Genomic DNA, 24,711 nt, shown 5'->3' on the forward strand with positions numbered 1-24,711 from the left:
AAATTTTAAATTTTTCTTAGAAATAATAATATGTTATTAAAATAACAGAAAATATATGTTATTAATTGTAAATATATTAAAGATAAAAGTTATATATAATATTTGTTAGTTATAGAACAATATAAAATCCATAAAACGAGTGACACAGCTTGTTATCATTAAAGGATTTTTAAATTTAACAAAAATATTGCTTATATCAGTTAAGTAAATAACTTGTTCGATGTTATACTCTCCCCATATCTTATTCTGAAATGCATAGTCATTCATGTTATGCCTGTAAACAAGTCGTAAAAGTACAGTGTATTCTCAAACTATGTCATTTCGCTATTAACCCGCAATTACTACGTAACGTTAATACTATGGTGCAGTTTTATTCCCCGAAAAAACGGTCTGCTAAGAAACAGGCTACCACTCTGGAAGTGACCGCCAGCGCATTGGATGCTAATGGTCAAGGTATTGCTCATGCTGAAGGCAAAACAATTTTCGTTAAGGGATTATTACCCGATGAAACTGCCCGGATTCGCTTAACTGAAGAAAAGCGTCAGTTTGCTAAAGGTGAAGTGATCAAACGCTTAACCACAAGCTCACTGCGAATAACTCCTCACTGTCGTTACTATGAACGTTGTGGTGGTTGCCAACAACAGCATGTACCTATTGCGCTGCAACGCGCGACAAAAGCGAGTGTTTTATCTCATCTCATTAAACGCGAAACCAATGTGGTGATTAGTGCAGAGCCAGTAATTGCTGGTGAAGAGTATGGTTATCGACGCAGAGCAAGACTCGGTTTGCGTTATCACCCTGAAAGCGGTTTAGTGATGGGATTTCGCCAAGAGCGCTCTAATGATCTAGTGATGATAAAAGAGTGCCCAGTATTAAAACCACAATTAAATGCATTGCTATCTCCGCTATGGGATTGTCTTAAACAGTTATCCGCTGTTCGTGATTTAGGGCATGTAGAAATGGTCCTTGCTGATAATGGACCACTGGTAATTTTACGCCATTTATCGCCACTGTCTGAAAATGATCAACAAAATTTGCGTGAGTTTTCTCATCATAATCAAGTAACTGTTTACCTTGCAGGAGAAAACGACAAGATAGCACGATTAACATCAACGCAGTGGGAACCCTTTTATCAGATAGAGAGTCTAAATCTGCAGTTTGCTCCAACGGATTTTATTCAAGTTAATGATGAAATTAATCCTAAAATGGTGGCGCAAGCTATTGAATGGTTAGATTTATCGCCAACAGATCGTGTACTTGATCTGTTTTGTGGAATGGGAAATTTCACCTTACCTATCGCAAAAGAAGTTAGTGAAGCGGTTGGTATTGAAGGCGTTCCTGCATTAGTTGCAATGGCGAAAAAAAATGCAGAACGTAACCAATTAAATAATGTTCATTTTTGGCATGCCGACTTGTCGGCTGATTTTTCGATGATGCCGTGGGCAAAAGAAGGATTTAACAAAGTACTGTTAGATCCCGCAAGGGCAGGAGCTGCGCAGGTAATGTCTCATATTGTGAGGTTATCCGCAGAAAAAATAGTTTATGTCTCCTGTAATCCGACCACGTTAGCGAGAGATAGTAAGGTATTATTAGATTCAGGATACCAGCTAACGTGTTTAAAAATGTTGGATATGTTTCCACAAACGGGGCATCTAGAATCTATGGCGCTGTTTTGTCGTAAATAGACGCCTCGTCAGTAAATAAGTCGCCAATAAGATTTATATCGGGTAGGGAGAGAATATGGTTGCAGTTAGAAGTGCTCACTTAACTCCTGCAGGAGAGTTTGCTGTTGATAAATGGGTAAATAGTTTGAATTTAACCCATGCCAACGCAGGTAGTGAAATCATGCAAACCTGGGAATATTGTCATCGCACGGTTCAAGGGCATGAAGATGCCGAATTGCTGCTATGGCGTGGTGTTGAAATGGTTGAGCTTCTTTCAACACTGAGCATGGATAAAGACAGCATGAGGGCAGCACTTCTTTTCCCTCTTGCCGATATAAATCTTATTGATCAGGAAATTATTACTGAACATTTTGGTGATGCTATTTGGAGTTTAGTCCGTGGCGTTATGGAAATGGACGCAATACGGCAATTAAAAGCGACTCATACCAATGAGATGAGTTCGGTACAAGTTGATAATGTGCGTCGTATGTTGTTATCGATGGTGGAAGATTTCCGCTGTGTGGTTATCAAATTATCAGAACGTATTGCTCATTTACGTGAAGTAAAAGATGCCACTGAAGACGAACGTGTTCTTGCCGCTAAAGAGTGTTTTAATATTTATGCGCCATTAGCCAATCGATTGGGTATTGGGCAATTAAAATGGGAATTAGAAGATTTTTGCTTCCGTTATCTTCATCCTGATGAATACAAAAAAATAGCTAAATTACTTCATGAACGTCGTATTGATCGTGAGCAGTATATTGATAATTTTGTTAATACTGTCCGTGGTTATATGAAACAAGAGAACATTGAAGTTGATATCTATGGACGTCCCAAACACATCTATAGTATCTGGCGTAAAATGAAGAAAAAATCGCTGGCATTTGATGAGCTATTTGATGTACGAGCGGTGCGTATCGTGGTTGAACGCCTACAAGATTGTTATGCTGCATTAGGTATTGTGCATACGCATTATCGCCATTTACCGGATGAGTTTGATGACTATGTTGCTAACCCTAAGCCTAATGGCTATCAATCAATTCATACGGTGGTATTAGGTCCTGAAGGTAAAACCTTAGAAATTCAAATACGTACTCGCCAAATGCATGAAGATGCTGAATTAGGTGTTGCTGCACACTGGAAATATAAAGAAGGTGCAACGGGCGCTGCGACGAAAGGCGGTACAGGAAGCTATGAAAACCGCATTGCTTGGTTACGTAAACTGATTGCATGGCAAGAAGAGATGGCAGATTCTGGCGAAATGCTGGATGAAGTTCGTAGTCAGGTGTTTGATGACCGAGTGTATGTGTTTACGCCAAAAGGTGATGTTATCGATTTACCTGCGGGTTCAACACCGCTTGATTTTGCTTATCATATTCATAGTGATGTCGGACATCGTTGTATTGGTGCCAAAATTGGTGGACGAATTGTTCCCTTTAGCTACCAGTTACAAATGGGCGATCAGATCGAAGTTATTACACAAAAACACCCTAATCCAAGTCGAGATTGGTTAAATCCAAACTTGGGTTATGTCACAACTAGTCGTGGTCGTGCAAAAATTCATAACTGGTTCCGTAAACAAGATAGAGATAAAAATATTCTTGCGGGTCGCCAAATCCTCGATAACGAATTGGCGCATCTAGATATCAATATGAAAGATGCTGAGAAGCTGCTAATTGCACGTTATAACGTTCATAGTGTCGATGAAGTGTTAGCGGGTATTGGTATAGGTGATATCAGAATTAATCAGCTTGTGAATTTTATTCAAAGTAGATTGAATAAAGCCACAGCAGAAGATGAAGATAAAGAAGCACTTCGCTCGTTAGAAAATAAAGTTCCAGCGCCAAGAACAACCGGCTCTGGTGGCAGTATTGTGGTTGAAGGTGTGGGTAATTTAATGCACCACATTGCACGTTGTTGCCAGCCTATTCCTGGCGATAATATTGTCGGCTTTATTACTAAAGGTCGTGGTATTTCTATTCACCGTTCAGACTGTGAACAGCTAGCCGAACTGCTTTCTCATGCACCTGAGCGCATTGTTGATGCTGTTTGGGGTGAGAATTACTCTAGTGGTTATTCACTTGTTGTTCGTGTTATTGCCAATGATCGTAGTGGGTTATTACGTGATATCACGACAATTTTGGCAAATGAGAAAGTGAACGTACTTGGTGTAAGTAGCCGTAGTGATGTGAAACAACAACTTGCAACTATCGATATGAATATTGAGATTTATAATCTCCAAGTATTAGGTCGTATTCTTGCTAAGTTAAATCAGCTACCTGATGTGATAGAAGCAAAACGTTTTTCTCACTAAAACATTAAAATGATAAGATGCCGAGACAACTGTTCTCGGCATTTTTTTATCTAAAAATGGGTTAAACAGGATAAAGTTCACTCTTATTTAAAAGGCAATATGATGTCAGAAAATCGTGAAATCTTTCGTTTATTAGAAATTATGGCGCAGCTGCGTGATCCTGAAACAGGGTGTGAATGGGATAAAGTGCAGACTTTTGACACTATCGCACCTTATACCTTAGAAGAGACTTATGAAGTTTTAGACGCGATTACACGTAAAGATTTTTCTGACCTAAAAGAAGAGTTAGGTGATTTACTTTACCAAGTGGTTTTTTATTCACGTATGGCACAAGAGCAAAATTTATTTGATTTTGATGATGTGTGTAAAGCGATAAGCAATAAATTAGAGCGTCGACATCCTCATATTTTTGCTAATGAAACTGAGCAAACTAAACCCAGTTGGGAAAAATTAAAATCTCAAGAACGTGAAGCAAAAGCACAATACTCATTACTTGATGATATTCCTGCCGCACTGCCCGCATTAATGAAAGCTGAAAAAATTCAAAAGCGTTGTGCCACAGTAGGTTTTGATTGGCGTGAGTTAGAGCCTGTTTTAGGCAAGGTTTACGAAGAAATTGATGAAGTTCTTGCTGAGGTAAAAAGAGAGCCTAAAGATAATTCACGAATTGAAGATGAGCTCGGTGACTTATTGTTTTCCGTGGTGAATTTATCCCGCCATTTAAAACAAAAACCAGAGCAAGCACTACATCGAGCATGTCGTAAGTTCGAACAACGTTTTCGTTTCGTTGAAAAAAATTTAACAGAACAAGGTAAAGGCATAGAAAATGCGACATTGGAAGAGATGGAGCTCAGTTGGCAGCAAGCTAAAAAACAACAAATTGAGTGAGTTGTGACACGCAAATTTATTCTGATGTGACATTAAATGCGGTAAAAATTGTGCGAAAAAAAAACTTTTTTTAGACCCTATTTATAAAAAATTAGAAAAGGCGAAATTATAAAATGTAATTTCGTTTTTTTGTTTTTATATAAAGTAAAATTTTTAATTGCATTAGTTTACATAAAATTTGTGATTTGCATCAAAAAAATTAAACACATGATCCTAAACAAAAGATCTCTCTATAAACCTGCTACACTTAATACCGTGAAAAAAATAAAGCATCTATTCAGTAAAAGTGATATCTTAGCTGAAAGGATTAAGCTAAAATGGTTGAGAAATATTTTCACGGGTTTAGTTTATTGAATTTTTACTGTTTTTTCGTGTTTAAACGGATAAGTGGCGTGATGAAAAAGAACTTTATACTACTAAGAATGTTTGTAGCGAAAATAAGGTTCGGGTATACTGTGTTCCCGTCCAGTTATATCCATCATCCTAATACACCTAAACTTTCAGGTTCAGCATGAAAACGAATTATATTTTTGTGACCGGCGGGGTCGTATCCTCTCTGGGTAAAGGCATTGCCGCAGCCTCTTTGGCGGCTATACTCGAAGCCCGTGGACTCAATGTCACCATGATGAAGTTGGATCCGTACATTAACGTCGATCCAGGTACTATGAGCCCAATTCAGCACGGGGAAGTCTTCGTCACTGACGATGGAGCTGAAACGGATCTCGACTTAGGGCACTATGAGCGCTTTATTCGCACCAAAATGACGCGTCGTAATAACTTTACGGCAGGTCGCGTGTACTCTGAAGTATTACGCAAAGAGCGTCGCGGTGACTACCTTGGTGCAACAATTCAAGTTATCCCTCATATCACTAATGAAATTAAAGAACGCATCATCCGTGGCGGTGAAGGCCATGATGTGGTTTTAGTTGAAATTGGCGGAACAGTCGGTGATATCGAATCTTTACCATTCTTAGAAGCTATTCGCCAAATGGCAGCAGAAGTGGGTCGTGAACATACGTTCTACCTACATTTAACCTTGGTGCCTTATTTAGCCGCTTCGGGTGAAGTAAAAACTAAACCTACACAGCACTCAGTAAAAGAACTGCTCTCTATCGGTATTCAGCCTGATGCGTTGATCTGTCGTTCAGACCGCGTTATTCCAGCTAATGAACGTGCGAAAATTGCACTGTTTTGTAATGTTCCAGAGAAAGCGGTTATCTCGTTAAAAGATGTCGATTCCATTTATAAAATTCCTGCACTCTTGAAATCTCAGGGATTAGATGATTATATCTGTAAACGATTCAGCTTGGATTGCCCAGTCGCAAATCTTGCAGAATGGGAACAAGTTATTTTTGAAGAAGCGAATCCTGAAGGCGAAGTCACCATTGGTATGGTGGGTAAATATGTTGAATTACCAGACGCCTATAAATCAGTGATTGAAGCGCTAAAACATGGCGGATTCAAAAGTCGTGTAACTGTAAACATCAAACTAATTGATGCGCAAGATGTTGAAACCCGCGGCATTGAAATGCTTAAAGGGTTAGATGCAATCTTAGTACCTGGTGGTTTTGGCGAACGTGGTGTTGAAGGCAAAATTATTGCTGCTCAATATGCTCGCGAAAATAAAGTCCCTTACTTAGGCATTTGCTTGGGTATGCAGGTCGCTATGATTGAATTTGCGCGTAATGTTGCAAATATGGAAGATGCGAACTCAACAGAATTTGCACCAGACTGCAAATATCCTGTTATTGCGCTTATCACTGAATGGCGTGATGAAAATGGTAATCTGGAAGTTCGTACAGATTCAAGTGATTTAGGCGGTACGATGCGCCTTGGTGCTCAACCTTGCCATTTAAGTGGTGACAGCTTAGTGCGTACCCTATATGGCAGAAACACCATTACAGAGCGTCATCGTCATCGTTATGAAGTGAACAATCTGCTGTTAAAACGTATCGAAGATGCGGGTTTACGTATCGCGGGTCGTTCAGTAGATAACAAACTGGTGGAAATTATTGAGAATCCAAATCATCCTTGGTTTGTTGCTTGTCAATTCCACCCTGAGTTTACCTCAACGCCACGTGACGGCCATCCGTTATTTGCTGGCTTTGTGAAAGCAGCCTTTGATAACCAAAGAGGCTTGCTAAAATAGGATATATGAGAAGAGATAGGGTATCTCTTCTCGGAAATTTAACTTGTACAGAGGAAAACCGAATGTCCAAAATCGTTAAAGTACTTGGTCGTGAAATTATCGATTCTCGTGGCAACCCAACAGTTGAAGCGGAAGTTCACTTAGAAGGTGGTTTCGTTGGTATGGCGGCTGCTCCATCAGGCGCATCAACAGGTTCTCGTGAAGCTTTAGAATTACGTGATGGCGACAAATCTCGCTTTTTAGGTAAAGGTGTTCTGAAAGCAGTTTCTGCTGTTAATGGTCCTATTGCTAAAGCTATTTTGGGTCAGGATGCTAAAGACCAAGCTAATATCGATAAAATCATGATCGATTTAGATGGTACTGAAAACAAATCAAACTTTGGTGCAAACGCAATCCTAGCGGTTTCTTTAGCAAGCGCAAAAGCAGCGGCAGCAGCGAAAGGTATGCCTTTGTACGAGCACATTTCTGATCTGAATGGTACTCACGGTCAATACTCTATGCCTCTGCCAATGATGAACATCATCAACGGTGGTGAGCACGCAGATAACAACGTTGATATCCAAGAATTCATGATCCAACCAGTAGGCGCTCCTTCTCTGAAAGAAGCCGTTCGTATGGGTTCAGAAATTTTCCATCATTTAGCGAAAGTTCTGAAATCTAAAGGTATGAGCACTGCAGTTGGTGATGAAGGTGGTTATGCACCTAACTTAGAATCTAACGCTGCTGCATTAGCTGCTATCAAAGAAGCAGTTGAAAAAGCAGGTTACGTTTTAGGTAAAGACGTTACTCTGGCTATGGACTGTGCAGCTTCTGAGTTCTACAACAATGAAACCGGTAACTACGAACTGAAAGGCGAAGGCAAAACCTTCACTTCACAAGAGTTCACTCATTACTTAGAAGAACTGACTAAACAGTACCCAATCGTTTCTATCGAAGATGGTTTAAACGAATCAGACTGGGATGGCTTTGCTTACCAAACTAAAGTTCTTGGCGACAAAATCCAACTGGTTGGTGACGACCTGTTTGTAACTAACACCAAGATCCTGAAAGAAGGTATTGATAAAGGCATTGCTAACTCAATCCTGATCAAATTCAACCAAATCGGTTCACTGACAGAAACTCTGGCAGCGATCAAAATGGCGAAAGATGCAGGTTATACTGCTGTTATCTCTCACCGTTCAGGCGAAACAGAAGATGCAACTATTGCTGATTTAGCAGTAGGTACAGCAGCAGGTCAAATCAAAACGGGTTCTATGAGCCGTTCTGACCGTGTTGCTAAGTACAACCAACTGATCCGCATTGAAGAAGCGTTAGGTAGCAAAGCACCTTTCAACGGTCTGAAAGAAGTTAAAGGCCAAGCATAATTGCTACTTTGATTAATTTATCTAATTAATTGTAAATGGGTGAACCTTGTGTTCACCCATTTTTTTGCCCATTTTTTGCTTATTGAATGAAAAAAAAAGAAATATTTTTTATTATCTTGCGCTGAAAAGTGTGATGAGTAAGTGAAAATAGTGTTCAATTTGTACTCTTTTATTAATAAATTGATTAATTGTCGTGGATGAGATCCCAATTATTGATTTTGCACATTTTCAATGGAGTGAAATGTTTTTATATTTCACATATAACCTATTTCGTTAACAATTATGGCTTACTGAACCCAATGTTCATATCAGCTAATGTGGAGTATTAATCATGGACGCGTCCAATTTAGCCCCATCGGCGAAATCAAGCCCGATAAACAAACGAGGGTTAATTATTCTGGTAATTGATGTAATTTTATTATTACTTTTGCTAGAGTTTTTACCTTATGACCCTAAGGCTAATGCCGGTTTGGCATTAATGGTGTTTGTTGGTGTGCTATGGCTGACAGAAGCTATTCACGTAACTATTACTGCATTATTCATCCCTATTATGGCTGTTGTATTAGGGTTGATGAACACTAATGAATCATTAAAATCATTTGCAAATCCTATTATTTTCTTATTCTTTGGTGGTTTTGCATTAGCAACTGCCTTGCATATTCAGGGGCTTGATCGCTTAATTGCTAATCGCTTACTGATGATTGCAAAAGGTAAGTTATCTATTGCCGTATTACTGTTATTTGGTGTCACTGCACTGTTATCAATGTGGATCAGTAATACAGCAACCGCCGCAATGATGTTGCCATTAGTATTAGGTATTTTATCTAACTTGGATATTCGCTCAGAACGTAACACCTTTGTGTTTGTTCTACTGGGTGTGGCTTATAGTGCCAGTATCGGTGGTTTAGGAACACTTGTAGGTAGCCCACCAAATGCGATAGCAGCGGCTCAGTTGAATTTAGATTTCATTACATGGATGAAGTACGGTATTCCAATCATGGTGGTGTTATTGCCTATCATGTTTATTGTGATGTACTTGATGTTGCGTCCTAATTTAAAACATAAATTTGATCTGAAATTAGAAGTATTAGAGTGGAATAACAAACGTGTTATCACCATGATTATCTTCTTAGTCACTGTATTTTGCTGGATCTTCAGCTCTTTCATCAGCAGTGCTCTTGGTGGTGTAAAAGATCTTGATACTGTGATTGCGGTAAGTGCTGCTATTGTGATTGGCGTAACGGGTGTTGCAAGCTGGACTCAAATCCAAGAAAACACCGAGTGGGGCGTACTGATGCTGTTTGGTGGTGGTTTAACACTAAGCGCAATCTTACAAACGTCAGGTGCTAGCCTTGTTATGGCCGACTTTATGAAAAATACCTTTGGTAATAGCCACTGGTTTGTGATTATTCTGGCAGTAACAACCTTTATCATTGTATTAACTGAGTTTACCAGTAATACCGCCAGTGCTGCGCTATTAGTTCCTATCTTTGCAACCGTTGCTCAAGCATTAGGTATGCCTGTAATGGCATTAACCATGATTATTGGTATCGGTGCTTCTTGTGCCTTTATGTTACCAGTTGCTACACCACCAAATGCAATAGTCTTTGGTTCTGGTTATATCAAGCAAAAAGAGATGGTGCGTGTAGGTGGGGTGCTTAACCTTGTCTGTATTTTAGTTATCTCTCTGTTTGCGTGGTTCTTCTGGTTATAAGATTATCGATGTAACCAAAATGAAAGAGTAAAAAGAGCGCTTGATAGTAATATCAGGCGCTTTTTATTGGTTTTTTGATGCAAAGTACAGAGAAGTTAAAAGTCTTAAAACAGCGTTAACTTAGGTATTAAACATAAACCCAATTAATTATATAGAGCAATAAAAAAGCCATCTCTGTTTTAACCGCTAAGGTATTCAACAGATAGATGGCTTTTAAAATGGTTTAACGATGACCGTGGTTTTAGTTATTTAATATACAGCGTTAACTGAGTGCCTGGTTTCAACATTTTAATGTCAGCGTTCCAACCCATTAACTGCTTAAGGTTAATACCATGACGGCGAGCAATACTGTAATAAGAGTCACCTTGACGTACTTTATAGTAACTTGGTGATGGTTTATTCGGTTTGGTGACAGTGGTATTGCTGGTGCTATTCGCATTATGAATTTTTAGTGTCTGACCAACTAACAGTGTGCTTTTGGCGCCTAATCCATTAATACGTTGTAACTCTTTTACGCTCATATTATAGCGACTCGCAATGGCATAAAAAGAGTCACCAGAACGAACTTTATAAACCCCTTCTTGCTTAATAGATTGATTAGCTTTAGCAACGGCTAAACGAATTGTCTCAAGCACAGCTTCATCTTCAAAGGCATTACGAAATTGATCAAGCTTATTTCTTGGCAACATAATCACGTGTGGACCATTAGGTGCAGTGATCCCACGTTTATAGCCCGGGTTGTAATCTTTTACGGTATTGATAGGTAATTGGCTAAGTTCAGCAACTTTGCTAAGCGTAATTTGCTCACCAACATCAATACTGCCTAAAGCTCTATCGCGATAGTTACTTTTGGGGAAGGTAATATTTTCTTCGTTTTCACGAATAACTTTGCTTAATGCCAGAATTTTAGGGACGTAATTCATGGTCTCTTTGGGTAAAGAAAGCGACCAGTAATCTGTGGGCAATTCTTTGCTCTCATTGGCTTTTATTGCCTGCATAACACGACCTTCACCTGCATTATAAGCGGCTAAAGCAAGTGCCCAATCGTTATCAAACATAACATAAAGTCTTTCAAGCAAATCAAGTGCTGCATTGGTTGATGCGGCAACATCTCGGCGACCGTCATACCATTGATTTTGAGCTAATCCATAGTAGTTTCCTGTAATAGGAACAAATTGCCATAGACCAGCAGCTTTAGCGGAAGAGGTAACATGAGGATTAAACGCACTTTCTACAACGGGAACGAGAGCCAACTCCATCGGTAAATCACGTTTTTTTATTTCCTCAATAATCCAATACATATAAGGCTCTGCACGAGAAGCAACAGTCTGTATATGTTTTGGGTTATTTAAAAAATAAACTTCTTGCTGCGAGATCCTTTCATTTTCAGGGATATCCATTTTTAATTCACTTACTACATAACCCCACAAATTGGTTTTAACATCAATTTGTGGTTGATAGGAAGTTGAAGATCCTTTCGGTGGGGGCGTTATCGCAGACAAATTGGGTTTAATGTTCTCAGATTGCTGACAGCCTGCTAATAGCAATATGGAGAACAAAATCGCTTTTGTCTTCATAATAGAAAATTCATCCTGTATGTTTTTTGAACCAGATAATACTGAGTGCACCAAAATAAAACAACACTTAGCAATTAAAAGTTGTCTTTTAATTCTCTTAATTTTGTAAATGTCTTAATTGGAGCATAAGTATTAGTGGTTATACCTAAAATCCTTTGTAAATCAATATCGTCAGATTTCAAAAAAAGATTAATATTCTTTTCATTTTTTAGCGTTATTGGCACAGTTGGTTGTGAATTATTACGCATTTCACTAACTTGGCTTAAATAATCGGTGATAAGTGCATTTTCTGGCATGATATGATGTGCAAAGGTCATGTTAGAAAGGGTGTATTCATGGGCACAACAAATTAAGGTGTTATCAGGTAAGGCGCTGAGTCTTTGTAAAGAGCTAAACATCTGTTGTGCAGTACCTTCAAATAAACGACCACAACCACCAGAAAAAAGCGTATCTCCACAGAATAAATAGGGCTCAGAATAATAAGAAACATGACCTAGAGTATGACCGGGTGTACCAATGACATGAAATAAAAAGGAACCAGCAATAATTTTTTCTTGATCATGGATAATGCTTGTTGCGCCTTTATCTTGTGTCTCTTTTGGACCAAAAACAGGAATGCTAGGGTATTTCTTTACCAAATCAGCCACACCACCTACATGATCATCATGATGATGTGTTAATAAAATAGCGACAGGTGTAAGTGAACGTTGAGAGAGCATTCCAATAACGGGCTCTGCTTGTGAGGGATCAACAATCACACATTCACTATTTTCATTACTTAATAGCCAAATGTAGTTATCGGATAAAGCAGGAATTCTGATAAGCTCCATATAAGTTACCTTACTTATAAATATAAAGGGTTCAACGATGAAAGCAGCACGTTCGGTAAAACCAATGGTCATGCCTGATTCTTGGCGTAACATTCCTTGGGGTGAATACTACCGTATGGCAATAGAACTACGTTTACAGCATTTGTGGCCGAAAATGTATGGTTTTCATATGCTAAAACTAGGTCAGCTTAGTGCTGAAATTGATACCACGTTAAGTCCAGTCTCACATCAAGTTAATGTTAGTACTAATGCCACAAATACGGATGTTATTGCATCACTAAATTATTTACCATTTGAGAACAAATCTATCGATGTTTGTCTTATGGCTCATGTTTTAGATTACAGTGCAGATCCACATTGGTTACTGCGAGAAGCTGATCGTGTTTTAGTTGATGATGGTTGGATAGTCCTAACCAGCTTTAATCCCATTAGCCTACTTGGATTAGGTAAATGCACGCCTTTTTTAAGGCAAAAGCAGCCTTATTTTTGTCGGATGTTTTCGCTCCGACGTCAAATTGACTGGCTTAGTCTTCTCAATTATGAAGTGATGACTCAGCAGAATTTTCAAATTATGCCATTTTCACGACCAATAAAACGTGATGGTAGCCGCTATCATACAGGTGGATGTTTAAATTTAATTATTGCGCGTAAAAGAACCTTTCCTTTAACACCCACTGCAATGAAATTTGCATTGCCACGCTTGAGTGTAAAAGGAAGAGTCTTGGGTGCAACACGTAATCGACCTGAATAATATAATTACTCGTCGTATTACTCAGTTGTTTTATCTTGTTGGCTTGCGATATAGCCAGTGTCTTCTTTAGTCGGTGTTGATGCCGCCTCTTTGGCTAAGACATCACAGCGCTCATTTTCGTCATGACCCGCATGGCCTTTAACCCAATGCCATTCTATTTCATGGGGAGTGATAGCTTTATCAAGCCGTTTCCATAAGTCGACATTTAATACTGGGCTTTTATCTGCTTTACGCCATTGGCGTTTTTTCCAACTATGGATCCACTGGGTGATACCTTGTCTTACATACTGGCTGTCTGTTGTCAGTGTAATTTTACAAGGGAATTTTAATGCTTCTAATGCTACGATAGCAGCAAGAAGTTCCATTCGGTTGTTGGTGGTCATAAAAAAACCTTCACTTAGGGTTTTTTCATGTTGTTGGTAACGTAAAATAGCACCATAACCACCGGGACCTGGGTTGCCTAAACATGAACCATCGGTGAATATTTCTACCTGCTTATGCATAAAGGCGACTTATCCTTTTAAATTATTGCGAAAACTAACCCTAAGTCTGACATAAAAACGGATTATGAGCACTCCAATCACACGACAAATTGTACTTGATACCGAAACAACGGGTATGAACAAGCTGGGCGTTCATTATGAAGGCCATAATATCATCGAAATTGGTGCCGTAGAGGTAATCAATCGCCGATTAACAGGGCGAAATTTCCACGTTTATGTTAAGCCTGAAAGACTAGTTGATCCTGAAGCATTTGAAGTTCATGGTATTAGTGATGAATTTCTTGAAGATATGCCCTCATTTGCGGATATTGCTGATGAATTTTTAGAATATATTCGTGGCGCAGAACTGATTATTCATAACGCATCGTTTGATATCGGTTTTATGGACTACGAATTTAGAAAACTCAATCGTGATATTCCACCAACGGAAACCTTTTGCCAAATCACAGACAGCCTTGTGCTTGCAAGAAAATTATTTCCCGGTAAGCGAAATAATCTTGATGCTTTATGTGATCGATATTTAATTGATAACTCCAAGCGTACACTTCATGGCGCGTTATTGGATGCTGAGATACTCTCTGATGTTTATCTAGCAATGACAGGGGGTCAGACGGCGTTAACTTTCTCTATGGAAGGTGAATCGCACGATGAGCAAGAGCGCAATGAGATACAACGTATCGTTCGCCCAGAATCAGGTCTAAGAGTGATTAAAGCCACGGCAGAAGAGTTGGTTGAACACGAGTCTCGCTTAGACTTAGTGGTAAAAAAAGGGGGACACTGTTTATGGCGTCCAACCCCTAACGATGACAACGTTTGAGCATAAAAAAAGCATAAAAGAGTACTTGAGGTTAAAAACTGTCCAAATGCATCATTTTGCTAGAAAAACAGTTGACGACAAGGTAAGAGATTCGTAATATTCACCTCGTCCGAAAGGATACGCGGAGCGGTAGTTCAGTTGGTTAGAATACCTGCCTGTCACGCAGGGGGTCGCGGGTTCGAGTCCCGTCCGTTCCGCCAACATTTCAAACCCCAGCATTTATGCTGGGGTTTTTGTTTTTCTCACCTTGCCAAATAGATCTTCTCTCTCTTTTTCTTGAAAAAACATTTATTGCATTCAATATGTGTTATCACTATTTTATTCTCGATAGCTAATAATAAACACTACACTCACTTGTATTTACAGAGTAATCAAATATGGAAAACAGAGTACATTTATGGATGGGGAGTAACTTCTCTTCTGATGCTGAATATCAGGCTTATTTTGAATTAGATTATTTAGAGGCAGGCATTGATGATCCCAACTATAAAGTCTGTGAGTTTTGTCAGGATCTTGGTATAACTTGGTACGATCATGATTTTATTGGCGTTATACCTCGTTATAAAAGCAATATTACACTTGATGAAATATTACTAGAAGCGGCAATTGATGAAAATGAAATCCCTGTAGTGAAAGCAATATGTAAGAAATTGGGTATTGAAAGTGCTAATGCGATATTTTGGTATCAAGATCCTGAGTTATCAATAAATAGAAGTAAAAGTTATAACGAACTGAAATATATTGGTTTATTTAATGGTGATTGATTAGTGAATACGAAATATTGTGCGCGTTTAAATCAGCTATCAAAAGCATTAGAAGATTTTTATTATCAGGATTTTGTTACTGAAGAAGATGAATATAGAAAAAACAAAGAAATAAAACAGAATATTGTTCAATTTATTATTGAAATGAAAGCGCTTAATGAATTATTGCTGATCAATGATGCGCTAACTCTCTTATTTCGTAACACGGGGTGTTTTATTGATGGCGAAATTTTAGCTGAAATTATGCTCCCTGTTATTGAACAAAACATCATTACGCCAGAATTGATTGATAAAAATTTGAAAGAGAACTCTCCCATGGGGCGCTGGCTCTGATGTTAAAGAAAAATGAGGATGTTTTATCAATTCTCTATTTAGAATAAATGTAGCGTTTATTGAGCTGATTAATGATGACTCTTTTTGAAGATATTCAACAGAAGATACAGAATACGTTTTTTTTCTCTAATATGGGAAAAAAAGATTTAGATGATAATAATCTGATCCAAATTGAAAGCCTTGAAAGCTTACTTCTTTCTTCATTAGATTTTATCTGGTTGCCAACCTCTCCGACTCAAGAAGATCCTTTTTATAAAAAGCAAATTAATCCTAACACATTGATAGAACAGCGATTGATAATCACGCAAACAATTACACAGCAAATTAAAGTCATGCCTGCTGAAATGTTTAAATATAAAGCACATGATTTTAACTTAGCCGCCAAAAATGCGATATGTTATGCCTTTAGGCAGTATTTAACGGAAGATTATTTTAACCTTGGAGAGCAGTGGAAAGAAATTGTTGAGCTCTATTATAAAGGGCATTGGGTTGTTGGTGTTTCACAAGAAAAGCGAGTTGTGATTTAAATAGCTTCTCTTTTTATTTCTATTTTCTATTTTTAATTTTTAGCGATGGCAATTTTATTGTCCCTATTTCTAGCGATGATTAATAACATTGCTGCTACTACCTTGTTACTACAGCATTTTATTTTTCACACCCATAGTAATCAGATAATTTTTATTAAGTTACTCGCTTAATAACTACAGCAAAACTGGCTTTTTCCGCTTTTTCTTTCTGATTATTCTACCATTCGATAACAAGCACAGTGATCTATCAGTCTATAATTGCAACAAATAAGATATTTATTTGATTTGATGGAAAAAAGCGCAATGAAATTTTATCTTGATTAGTGATATCAAGCTAAGGTTTAATAGCACGCTTCTCAATTGCGCAAATAATTGTCTTTTTTCTACCTTTGTTGCGCAACAGTGCGGTGGTGTAATGTTATTTTCCGTTTTAATCGTGAAAAATGCTGTGTAAATCAAAGAATTATTGATTTTAGCTGATTACGATAGCCACCTTTGTGGATTTTTTATATTGCGGTTTATTGCCCGCATTGAGAGAATCAGCTATCTAGATGCTTTTTATCCGACTTGGAGTAGAAAATGACCACTCGTAAAACCCTTGCTAATGCGATCCGTTTTTTAAGTATGGATGCAGTGCAAAAAGCTAAATCAGGACACCCTGGTGCGCCTATGGGCATGGCTGATATTGCAGAAGTATTATGGCGTGACTTTTTAAATCATAACCCATCTAACCCTAACTGGGCTGATCGTGACCGTTTTGTTTTATCTAATGGCCATGCATCAATGCTGATCTACAGCTTATTACATCTGTCTGGTTATCAGGTTTCGTTAGATGATCTGAAAAACTTCCGTCAATTACACTCTAAAACACCCGGTCACCCAGAATATGGTTATACCCCAGGTGTTGAAACCACAACGGGTCCTTTAGGTCAGGGTATTGCAAACGCAGTGGGTTTTGCGATAGCAGAACGTACATTAGCGGCTCAATTTAACCGTCCTGGTCATGATATCGTAGACCACTACACCTACGCCTTTATGGGGGATGGTTGTATGATGGAAGGTATCTCTCACGAAGTATGTTCTTTAGCTGGAACATTACAACTGGGTAAACTAATTACATTTTATGATGACAATGGCATCTCCATTGATGGTCAAGTGCATGGTTGGTTTACTGATAATACCGCAGAGCGTTTTGAAGCTTATGGCTGGCATGTTATTAGTGGTATCGATGGTCATGATGCTGCAAGCATCAAAGCAGCTATCGAAACTGCAAAACAGATCACAGATAAACCTTCACTGCTGATCTGCAAAACCACTATTGGTTTTGGTTCTCCTCATAAAGCAGGTACTGCGGATTCTCATGGTTCACCACTGGGTGATGCAGAAATCGCAGAAACTCGTAAAGCATTAGGTTGGGAATACGGTGCTTTCGAAATTCCACAAGAAATTTACAAAGAGTGGGATGCTAAACAAGCAGGTCAAGCAAAAGAAGCTGAGTGGGATGTTAAATTCTCCGCTTACGCTGCTAAATTCCCTGAATTAGCTGCTGAGTTCAAACGTCGCGTTTCTGGCGAATTACCAGCAAATTGGGAAACAGAATCCAAAGCATTTATTGAAAATCTGCAACAGAATCCATCAAGCATTGCAAGCCGTAAAGCGTCTCAAAATGCATTAGAAGCCTTCGGTAAAGTATTGCCAGAATTTATGGGCGGCTCTGCGGACTTAGCGCCAAGTAACCTGACTATGTGGTCTGGTTCTAAAGCACTGAACGAAGATAAAGCGGGTAACTATATTCATTATGGTGTTCGTGAATTCGGAATGTCAGCAATCATGAACGGTATCGCATTACATGGCGGTTTTGTTCCTTACGGCGCAACTTTCCTGATGTTTATGGAATATGCACGTAACGCAGTGCGTATGGCTGCACTGATGAAAATCCGTAGTATCTTTGTTTATACTCATGACTCTATTGGTCTGGGTGAAGATGGTCCAACTCACCAACCTGTTGAGCAAATGGCAAGTCTGCGTGTAACACCAAACGTAAGCACATGGCGTCCATGTGACCAAGTTGAATCTGCGGTTGCATGGAAATATGCAATTGATCGTAAAGATGGTCCTACTGCGCTGATTTTCTCTCGTCAAAACTTAGCACAACAACCACGTACTGCTGAACAATTGGCAAATATCGAGAAGGGTGGTTACATCCTGAAAGATTGCGCTGGTACACCAGAATTAATCTTTATTGCAACGGGTTCTGAAGTGGAATTGGCAGTTAGTGCTTATGAACAACTGACCGCTGAAGGTCGTAAAGTTCGTGTGGTTTCTATGCCTGCAACAGATGCATTTGATAAACAAGATGCAGATTACCGTGAAGCAGTATTACCAGCGGCAGTTAAAGCTCGTGTTGCTATTGAAGCAGGTATTGCTGACTACTGGTTCAAATATGTTGGTCTTGATGGTGCAATTATTGGAATGCGTAGTTTCGGTGAATCAGCGCCTGCAAACGAACTGTTTGTTGAGTTTGGTTTTACTGTGGAAAATGTGGTTACACAGGCAAAATCTTTACTTAAATAATCAATAAGTGTTAACAAGAGCACATTTTGAGGAAGAATTTCTCAGATGTGCTCTTTTTTTATCCTTCCATCTTTGTTTACTATTGCGATCTTCTCGCATTTCTCGTAATCTGATTATCCATAAGCTGAACCGTTTCAGTTGAAGCCAAAATGTCGGTGACTCCACAAATTTTAGATTTACTTGATTTATCACTGCTGATTAGTATCTTGCTCTATTATTCTAGGCGGTTGCATAATCACAAGTTATCAAGGGAGTCACATGGCTATCAGAGTTGCTATTAACGGATTTGGTCGCATTGGACGTAACGTATTAAGAGCGCTTTATGAATCAGGTAAACGTGCTGAGATTACGGTTGTTGCGATAAACGAACTGGCGGATGCTCAAGGAATTGGGCACTTACTCAAATATGACTCTAGCCATGGTCGTTTTGCTTGGGATGTACGCATCAATAACGATTTACTGCAAGTGGGTGATGATACTATTCGATTATTTCATCATGCAGAAATTACTGAATTACCCTGGGGTGAGTTAGGTATTGATGTAGTATTAGATTGCAGTGGGGTATATGGCTCGCGCGCTGATGGTGATGCCCATATCGCACAAGGTGCAAAAAAAGTACTTTTTTCTCATCCGGGTACGGTTGATTTAGATGCAACGGTTGTATTTGGTGTCAACCAACATGAACTAAAAAAAGAGCACCGAATCGTCTCAAATGCTTCTTGCACCACCAATTGCATTATACCGATTATTAAAATGATGGATGATGCATTTGATATAGAATCAGGAACAGTAACAACAATACATGCAGCAATGAACGATCAACCCGTTATTGATGCATACCATAAAGATTTACGCCGAACACGAGCAGCAGGACAATCAATCGTTCCTGTTGATACAAAGTTGGCAGCAGGGATCACGCGAATTTTCCCAAAATTTAAAGATCATTTTGAGGCAATTTCTGTACGAGTTCCTACAATTAATGTGACCGCAATTGATTTAAGTGTCACAGTAAAAACTGCCGTAAATGTGTTAGATGTCAATCGGTTAATTCAAAAATCAGCAATAGACGCATTTCGTGGTATAGTGGATTACACAGAATTGCCATTAGTCTCAACTGATTTTAACCACGACCCTCACAGTGCTATTGTTGATGGCACACAAACAAGGGTTAGTGGGCAACATCTGATTAAAACGTTAGTCTGGTGTGATAATGAATGGGGCTTTGCTAACAGAATGCTTGATACAACGCTAGCAATGGCTGCTACTGGTTTTAAATAATCATGTATTAATAACGGTGCCGCGTAAAAACGAGAAAGTCATGATACTTTTTCGTTGAAATACAAGGTATTGAACAGAAGATTACTAAATTTTAGAGAATCAATGAGAGGATTCATCATGTCTGTAATTAAGATGACCGATTTAGACCTGGCCGGTAAACGAGTTCTTATCCGTGCTGACCTGAACGTTCCAGTTAAAGATGGTAAAGTGACTTCCGACGCACGTATTCGTGCATCATTACCAACCATTGAAGCGGCTTTAAAACAAGGCGCTAAAGTAATGGTAACTTCTCACTTAGGACGTCCTACTGAAGGTGAGTACAACGAAGAGTTCTCTTTAAAACCAGTTGTTGACTATCTGAAAGACAAATTGACTGCACCAGTTAGCCTAGCAAAAGATTATTTAAATGGCGTTGAAGTAAATACTGGTGAATTAGTTGTATTAGAAAACGTTCGCTTCAATAAAGGCGAAAAGAAAGACGACGAAACCTTATCTAAACAATACGCTGCACTGTGTGATGTATTTGTAATGGATGCATTCGGTACCGCTCACCGTGCTCAGGCATCTACTCACGGCGTAGCTAAGTTTGCACAAGTTGCTTGTGCTGGTCCTCTGCTATCAGGAGAACTAGAAGCATTAGGTAAAGCATTAGACAAACCAGCTCGTCCAATGGTTGCTATCGTTGGTGGTTCTAAAGTATCAACTAAACTGACTGTATTAGATTCCTTATCTAAAATTGCTGACCAACTCATCGTTGGTGGTGGTATTGCTAATACCTTTATCGCAGCAGAAGGTCACCCAGTAGGTCGCTCTCTCTATGAAGCGGATCTGGTTGATGATGCGAAAAAACTGATGGAAAAATGTGATATTCCAGTACCAACGGATGTTCGTGTTGCCACTGAATTCTCTGAAACTGCGGATGCAGTACTGAAATCAGCAAGTGACATCAAAGATGATGAACAAGTGCTGGATATCGGTGATGTTACTGCTGAACGTTTAGCTGAAATCCTGAAAAACGCGAAAACCATTCTATGGAATGGTCCAGTAGGTGTATTTGAATTCCCTAATTTCCGTAAAGGTACAGAAATTATTGCTAACGCAATTGCAAATAGTGAAGCATTCTCTATTGCCGGTGGTGGTGATACTCTAGCGGCGATTGATTTATTTGATATTGCAGACAAAATCTCTTACATTTCAACTGGTGGTGGTGCTTTCTTAGAATTCGTAGAAGGCAAAAAACTCCCTGCTGTTGCAATGCTGGAAGAACGCGCTAAACAGTAATTAAGTCATTGCTCATACAGGTAGAAAGACTTTTTTCTGCCTGTTCCAATTATAGGATCTTATTACATGTCTAAAGTTTTTGATTTCGTAAAACCGGGTGTCATCACTGGTGATGATGTACAAAAAGTGTTTGCAGTAGCAAAAGAAAATAAATTTGCTCTGCCAGCGGTTAACTGCGTTGGTACTGATTCAATCAATGCTGTGTTAGAAGCTGCTGCGAAAGTTCGTTCTCCTGTTATTGTACAGTTCTCTAACGGTGGTGCTGCATTTATCGCAGGTAAAGGTCTTAAATCTGATGTACCTCAGCAAGCTGCAATCTTAGGTGCAATTTCTGGCGCTCATCATGTTCACCAAATGGCTGAATATTACGGTGTACCCGTTATTCTGCATACTGACCACTGTGCGAAAAAATTATTACCATGGATTGATGGTCTGTTAGATGCAGGTGAAAAACACTACGCTAAAACAGGTAAACCACTGTTCTCTTCTCATATGATTGACTTGTCAGAAGAGTCTTTAGAAGAAAACATTGAAATCTGTGCTAAATATTTAGCGCGTATGGCTAAAATCGATATGACTTTAGAAATCGAATTAGGCTGTACTGGTGGTGAAGAAGACGGTGTTGATAATACGGGTATGGATAGCTCTGCGCTATATACTCAGCCAGAAGATGTTGCTTACGCATACGAAAAACTGAATGCCGTTAGCCCACGCTTCACTATCGCGGCATCATTTGGTAACGTTCACGGTGTTTATAAACCAGGTAACGTACAATTAACGCCAAAAATTCTGCGTAATTCACAAGACTATGTTTCTGAGAAATTCAACCTGCCACACAATAGCTTAGATTTCGTTTTCCACGGCGGCTCCGGTTCTTCAGCAGAAGAAATCAAAGAAGCTGTAGGCTATGGTGTTATTAAAATGAATATCGATACAGATACTCAGTGGGCAACTTGGGATGGTATCTTACAGTTCTATAAAAAGAACGAAGGCTATCTACAAGGTCAGTTAGGTAACCCAGAAGGTGCTGATAAACCTAACAAGAAATATTACGACCCACGTAACTGGTTACGTCAGGCACAAACTTCAATGGTTGTTCGTTTAGAACAAGCATTTAAAGAACTGAACTCAATTGATGTACTGTAATTGATTCATTCTTTATGATGAAATAAAAACCCGCTGATTAGGCGGGTTTTTTTATATATACAGTCTATTTTTACATAACTTAATAGCGGTTGTATTTCTCATTAAAGGTTTGATCTGAAATACAGAGGTAATAAATACCTTCAATAAAACCAATTATTGCGGGAATACCAGTCCAACAAAATAAGAGATATAAAATTCCCATTCCTACTTTGCGAAGATAGAATTTATGTATTCCTAATCCACCGAGAAAAATAGCTAATAATGCTGCTGATAGCTTATTTTTATCATTCATCAGAACTTCTCCTATCTGAAATTTTATTTAACGTAGATGGTTATTATTTTTATAAACCATAAAAATTGAATAGTTACATTAAGGATAGTACTTATAGAACAGAATAAAAGAAGATAAAAGTAAAAGAATACGATAAAAAGCAAATTGAGATAAATACGCATCTCAATATGGGCGCGATAAAATATTTTTTGAGACAAAATGAATAACAAATAACAGCTAAGCCATATTTAAAAACGGGGCTTAAGAAACTAGATTTTAAAAACTAGATTTTAAAAGCTGTACTAAAGTGAAGTAAATCAATAGATAAAATAAAAGCGCTTTTTAAAGCGCTTTTATTATGCAGACTGATTACCGTATTAAAGTATTAACCAGTAACTTTTGTATCTTCTTTCATCATCCGGTTTAATAGAGGTACTGTTGCCCACATAATTAAACCGACAATCAAGGTTGCTATACCAATCTTACCAAATACGTCGGTATAAATAGGCAATGTTTGCAATGGATCAGTAATACCTTCTGGCGCAGCAGTGAAAGTGGCAACATAACCACCCAGTAAATACGCTGTTGCCTGAGTTAAGAACCACATACCGAGAATAAAGCCCATCATGTATTGTGGAACAAACGCTGCAACCATTGCTAAACCTAATGCACTAATCATTAGCTCACCTAGGCTCTGGAATAGATAAACCAGAACAATAAACCAAGGTGAAGTTAAGCCGCTAGCATCAGCAAACCACATGCCTGAAGCTGCCGCTGTAAGGAATCCTAACGAACATAACAGCATACCTGCGGTAAACTTCGCTGGCATTGAGAAGTCTTTGCCTTTTGCGCCTAAGCGGCTATATGCGATAGCTAAAATAGGGCTGGCAACAATAATCCAGAATGGATTCAATGCTTGGAAGCTAACAGGGTTAATATCAAAGCCCAATAATGTATGGTGAACATTATGGATAGCAAAGAAGTTTAGTGACGTTGGCATTTGAGCATACAGAATATAGAAAACAACTGCTTCGAGCATCAGAACAAATGCAACATACATTTTATTACGAGCAACTCTATCTTTTTGTTTAAATGCTTCACGGAAATAAATAAAGACAACAATAATAGACAGACTGACTAAAACGATATTCGCAATCATCACGTTGTGCATTAACCATGCACAAACAAACACCATTGCTACACTACCAATAAGTACTAAAAGGAGGTTTTTGAAATTAAGTGGTCGGCTATCTGGCTCTGAACCGATATCTTTCACCATCTTGCGGCAGAAAATATAGACCAACAGGGCAATGATTAAACCAACACCACAGATATTATAGGTCAGTGCATATCCATAACGCTCTGCTAGTACAGGTGCGATAGATAACGAGATCAGAGAACCTACGTTGATTGACATGTAGAATAAAGTAAATGCACCATCAAGACGAGGATCCTTTGGTGGATAGCATTTAGCTAGTAAACTTGCAGGGTTTGCTTTAAATAAGCCGTTACCTACAGCGATAGTCCCTAACGCATAAAAAATAAGGTTAGGATACATTATTGACATACCGGTCATAAAATAACCGATAGCAAGAACAATAGCCCCTAAAACAATGGTACGTTTTGTTCCTAATAAGTGGTCACCAACATAACCACCAATTGAAATTAACCCATAAACCAGTGCAGAGAACGCACCAAAAGTAATAAAAGCTTGTTCTTGAGAGAACCCAAGTTTATTAACAAAATAGACAGCGAGAATACCTTGTACGCCGTAGTAACCAAAACGTTCCCATAATTCCACAAAGAAAATCATAAAGAATGGTTTAGGCTGTTGTAATAAACCGACTTGAGCGGGTTTATCCATGTTTGTAATGCCCCTAATTATTATTTATCTTCACAACGATGTTATTGACTCGAATTTACGGCAAATGTTACACGTCGGTAACATTATCTACCGTATAGAGAG

General features: G+C 38.7%; 20 protein-coding genes and 1 tRNA gene. 16 read left to right on the forward strand and 5 right to left on the reverse strand.

All coding sequences use genetic code 11. The annotated features are described in order from the left end of the window. The first annotated feature begins 359 nt into the window (after positions 1 to 359). The 6 genes from rlmD to ABN099_RS05110 all read left to right on the forward strand — a co-directional run bounded on the left by rlmD (position 360) and on the right by ABN099_RS05110 (position 10,093). Positions 360 to 1,685: a 23S rRNA (uracil(1939)-C(5))-methyltransferase RlmD gene (gene rlmD, locus ABN099_RS05085; protein ID WP_349462595.1), complete on the forward strand. Its 1,326-nt coding sequence runs from the start codon at positions 360 to 362 to the stop codon at positions 1,683 to 1,685. A 55-nt stretch (positions 1,686 to 1,740) separates the two neighbouring features. Next, a complete protein-coding gene (gene relA / locus ABN099_RS05090; protein ID WP_349462596.1) occupies positions 1,741 to 3,978 on the forward strand; it encodes a GTP diphosphokinase in 2,238 nt (745 codons plus the stop codon). A 102-nt stretch (positions 3,979 to 4,080) separates the two neighbouring features. After that, complete coding sequence (gene mazG / locus ABN099_RS05095) at positions 4,081 to 4,866, forward strand: nucleoside triphosphate pyrophosphohydrolase (protein ID WP_349462723.1); 786 nt, start codon at positions 4,081 to 4,083, stop codon at positions 4,864 to 4,866. Between the two features lie 511 nt (positions 4,867 to 5,377). Then, the gene (gene pyrG, locus ABN099_RS05100) at positions 5,378 to 7,015 is read left to right on the forward strand and encodes a glutamine hydrolyzing CTP synthase (protein WP_349462597.1); all 1,638 of its coding nucleotides are present in this window, start codon (positions 5,378 to 5,380) and stop codon (positions 7,013 to 7,015) included. Positions 7,016 to 7,077: 62 nt separating this feature from the next. After that, on the forward strand, positions 7,078 to 8,379 hold the full coding sequence (gene eno / locus ABN099_RS05105; protein ID WP_349462598.1) for a phosphopyruvate hydratase: 1,302 nt from the start codon (positions 7,078 to 7,080) through the stop codon (positions 8,377 to 8,379). Between the two features lie 331 nt (positions 8,380 to 8,710). Further along, a complete protein-coding gene (locus tag ABN099_RS05110) occupies positions 8,711 to 10,093 on the forward strand; it encodes an SLC13 family permease (RefSeq protein WP_349462599.1) in 1,383 nt (460 codons plus the stop codon). A gap of 245 nt (positions 10,094 to 10,338) precedes the next feature. Here ABN099_RS05110 and mltD read toward each other — a convergent pair whose 3' ends face one another. Together mltD and gloB are read right to left on the reverse strand one after the other, a co-directional pair. After that, positions 10,339 to 11,670 (reverse strand): murein transglycosylase D, encoded by a 1,332-nt coding sequence (gene mltD / locus ABN099_RS05115; RefSeq protein ID WP_349462600.1) that lies wholly within the window; start codon positions 11,668 to 11,670, stop codon positions 10,339 to 10,341. A 74-nt stretch (positions 11,671 to 11,744) separates the two neighbouring features. Beyond that, a complete protein-coding gene (gloB, locus tag ABN099_RS05120) occupies positions 11,745 to 12,500 on the reverse strand; it encodes a hydroxyacylglutathione hydrolase (protein WP_349462601.1) in 756 nt (251 codons plus the stop codon). Positions 12,501 to 12,537: 37 nt separating this feature from the next. Between gloB and ABN099_RS05125 the strand changes: the two genes are divergently transcribed. Further along, positions 12,538 to 13,251 (forward strand): class I SAM-dependent methyltransferase, encoded by a 714-nt coding sequence (locus tag ABN099_RS05125; protein WP_349462602.1) that lies wholly within the window; start codon positions 12,538 to 12,540, stop codon positions 13,249 to 13,251. Between the two features lie 17 nt (positions 13,252 to 13,268). On the opposite strand, the gene rnhA is transcribed toward ABN099_RS05125, so the two are convergent. Beyond that, a complete protein-coding gene (gene rnhA / locus ABN099_RS05130) occupies positions 13,269 to 13,754 on the reverse strand; it encodes a ribonuclease HI (RefSeq protein ID WP_349462603.1) in 486 nt (161 codons plus the stop codon). A gap of 64 nt (positions 13,755 to 13,818) precedes the next feature. On the opposite strand from rnhA, the gene dnaQ reads away from it, so the two are divergent. The 9 genes from dnaQ to fbaA all read left to right on the forward strand — a co-directional run bounded on the left by dnaQ (position 13,819) and on the right by fbaA (position 22,474). Further along, the gene (dnaQ, locus tag ABN099_RS05135) at positions 13,819 to 14,571 is read left to right on the forward strand and encodes a DNA polymerase III subunit epsilon (protein WP_349462604.1); all 753 of its coding nucleotides are present in this window, start codon (positions 13,819 to 13,821) and stop codon (positions 14,569 to 14,571) included. Positions 14,572 to 14,694: 123 nt separating this feature from the next. Then, positions 14,695 to 14,771: transfer RNA gene (locus tag ABN099_RS05140), tRNA-Asp, on the forward strand. Between the two features lie 177 nt (positions 14,772 to 14,948). Further along, on the forward strand, positions 14,949 to 15,335 hold the full coding sequence (locus ABN099_RS05145; protein WP_349462605.1) for an immunity 22 family protein: 387 nt from the start codon (positions 14,949 to 14,951) through the stop codon (positions 15,333 to 15,335). Between the two features lie 3 nt (positions 15,336 to 15,338). Further along, the gene (locus ABN099_RS05150) at positions 15,339 to 15,668 is read left to right on the forward strand and encodes a hypothetical protein (protein WP_349462606.1); all 330 of its coding nucleotides are present in this window, start codon (positions 15,339 to 15,341) and stop codon (positions 15,666 to 15,668) included. Between the two features lie 71 nt (positions 15,669 to 15,739). Further along, positions 15,740 to 16,195 carry a hypothetical protein gene (locus tag ABN099_RS05155; protein ID WP_349462607.1) on the forward strand — a complete coding sequence of 152 codons (456 nt, stop codon included), beginning with the start codon at positions 15,740 to 15,742 and terminating at the stop codon, positions 16,193 to 16,195. A gap of 579 nt (positions 16,196 to 16,774) precedes the next feature. After that, positions 16,775 to 18,769, forward strand: coding sequence for a transketolase (gene tkt, locus ABN099_RS05160; protein ID WP_349462608.1), 1,995 nt, complete (start codon positions 16,775 to 16,777; stop codon positions 18,767 to 18,769). A 258-nt stretch (positions 18,770 to 19,027) separates the two neighbouring features. Next, entirely contained in the window at positions 19,028 to 20,047 is a 1,020-nt protein-coding gene (gene epd / locus ABN099_RS05165) for an erythrose-4-phosphate dehydrogenase (protein WP_349462609.1), read from the forward strand. A gap of 117 nt (positions 20,048 to 20,164) precedes the next feature. Beyond that, positions 20,165 to 21,328, forward strand: coding sequence for a phosphoglycerate kinase (gene pgk, locus ABN099_RS05170; RefSeq protein WP_349462610.1), 1,164 nt, complete (start codon positions 20,165 to 20,167; stop codon positions 21,326 to 21,328). A gap of 66 nt (positions 21,329 to 21,394) precedes the next feature. Continuing rightward, positions 21,395 to 22,474, forward strand: a complete 1,080-nt coding sequence (gene fbaA / locus ABN099_RS05175; protein WP_349462611.1) for a class II fructose-bisphosphate aldolase — start codon at positions 21,395 to 21,397, stop codon at positions 22,472 to 22,474. Positions 22,475 to 22,553: 79 nt separating this feature from the next. Here fbaA and ABN099_RS05180 read toward each other — a convergent pair whose 3' ends face one another. Next, entirely contained in the window at positions 22,554 to 22,766 is a 213-nt protein-coding gene (locus ABN099_RS05180) for a TM2 domain-containing protein (RefSeq protein WP_349462612.1), read from the reverse strand. A 364-nt stretch (positions 22,767 to 23,130) separates the two neighbouring features. Further along, entirely contained in the window at positions 23,131 to 24,609 is a 1,479-nt protein-coding gene (gene dtpB / locus ABN099_RS05185) for a dipeptide/tripeptide permease DtpB (protein WP_349462613.1), read from the reverse strand. Between the last annotated feature and the right edge of the window lie 102 nt (positions 24,610 to 24,711).

It is taken from the genome of Proteus hauseri (genome assembly GCF_040139125.1).
In the GTDB taxonomy this organism is placed as follows: Bacteria; Pseudomonadota; Gammaproteobacteria; order Enterobacterales; family Enterobacteriaceae; genus Proteus; species Proteus hauseri_B.

Bases quoted from the DNA above. Each gene is read 5' to 3' on its own strand.
- rlmD (WP_349462595.1), top strand. From the start codon at position 360: ATGGTGCAGTTTTATTCCCCGAAAAAACGGTCTGCTAAGAAACAGGCT.
- relA (WP_349462596.1), top strand. From the start codon at position 1,741: ATGGTTGCAGTTAGAAGTGCTCACTTAACTCCTGCAGGAGAGTTTGCT.
- mazG (WP_349462723.1), top strand. From the start codon at position 4,081: ATGTCAGAAAATCGTGAAATCTTTCGTTTATTAGAAATTATGGCGCAG.
- pyrG (WP_349462597.1), top strand. From the start codon at position 5,378: ATGAAAACGAATTATATTTTTGTGACCGGCGGGGTCGTATCCTCTCTG.
- eno (WP_349462598.1), top strand. From the start codon at position 7,078: ATGTCCAAAATCGTTAAAGTACTTGGTCGTGAAATTATCGATTCTCGT.
- ABN099_RS05110 (WP_349462599.1), top strand. From the start codon at position 8,711: ATGGACGCGTCCAATTTAGCCCCATCGGCGAAATCAAGCCCGATAAAC.
- mltD (WP_349462600.1), bottom strand. From the start codon at position 11,670: ATGAAGACAAAAGCGATTTTGTTCTCCATATTGCTATTAGCAGGCTGT.
- gloB (WP_349462601.1), bottom strand. From the start codon at position 12,500: ATGGAGCTTATCAGAATTCCTGCTTTATCCGATAACTACATTTGGCTA.
- ABN099_RS05125 (WP_349462602.1), top strand. From the start codon at position 12,538: ATGAAAGCAGCACGTTCGGTAAAACCAATGGTCATGCCTGATTCTTGG.
- rnhA (WP_349462603.1), bottom strand. From the start codon at position 13,754: ATGCATAAGCAGGTAGAAATATTCACCGATGGTTCATGTTTAGGCAAC.
- dnaQ (WP_349462604.1), top strand. From the start codon at position 13,819: ATGAGCACTCCAATCACACGACAAATTGTACTTGATACCGAAACAACG.
- ABN099_RS05145 (WP_349462605.1), top strand. From the start codon at position 14,949: ATGGAAAACAGAGTACATTTATGGATGGGGAGTAACTTCTCTTCTGAT.
- ABN099_RS05155 (WP_349462607.1), top strand. From the start codon at position 15,740: ATGATGACTCTTTTTGAAGATATTCAACAGAAGATACAGAATACGTTT.
- tkt (WP_349462608.1), top strand. From the start codon at position 16,775: ATGACCACTCGTAAAACCCTTGCTAATGCGATCCGTTTTTTAAGTATG.
- epd (WP_349462609.1), top strand. From the start codon at position 19,028: ATGGCTATCAGAGTTGCTATTAACGGATTTGGTCGCATTGGACGTAAC.
- pgk (WP_349462610.1), top strand. From the start codon at position 20,165: ATGTCTGTAATTAAGATGACCGATTTAGACCTGGCCGGTAAACGAGTT.
- fbaA (WP_349462611.1), top strand. From the start codon at position 21,395: ATGTCTAAAGTTTTTGATTTCGTAAAACCGGGTGTCATCACTGGTGAT.
- ABN099_RS05180 (WP_349462612.1), bottom strand. From the start codon at position 22,766: ATGAATGATAAAAATAAGCTATCAGCAGCATTATTAGCTATTTTTCTC.
- dtpB (WP_349462613.1), bottom strand. From the start codon at position 24,609: ATGGATAAACCCGCTCAAGTCGGTTTATTACAACAGCCTAAACCATTC.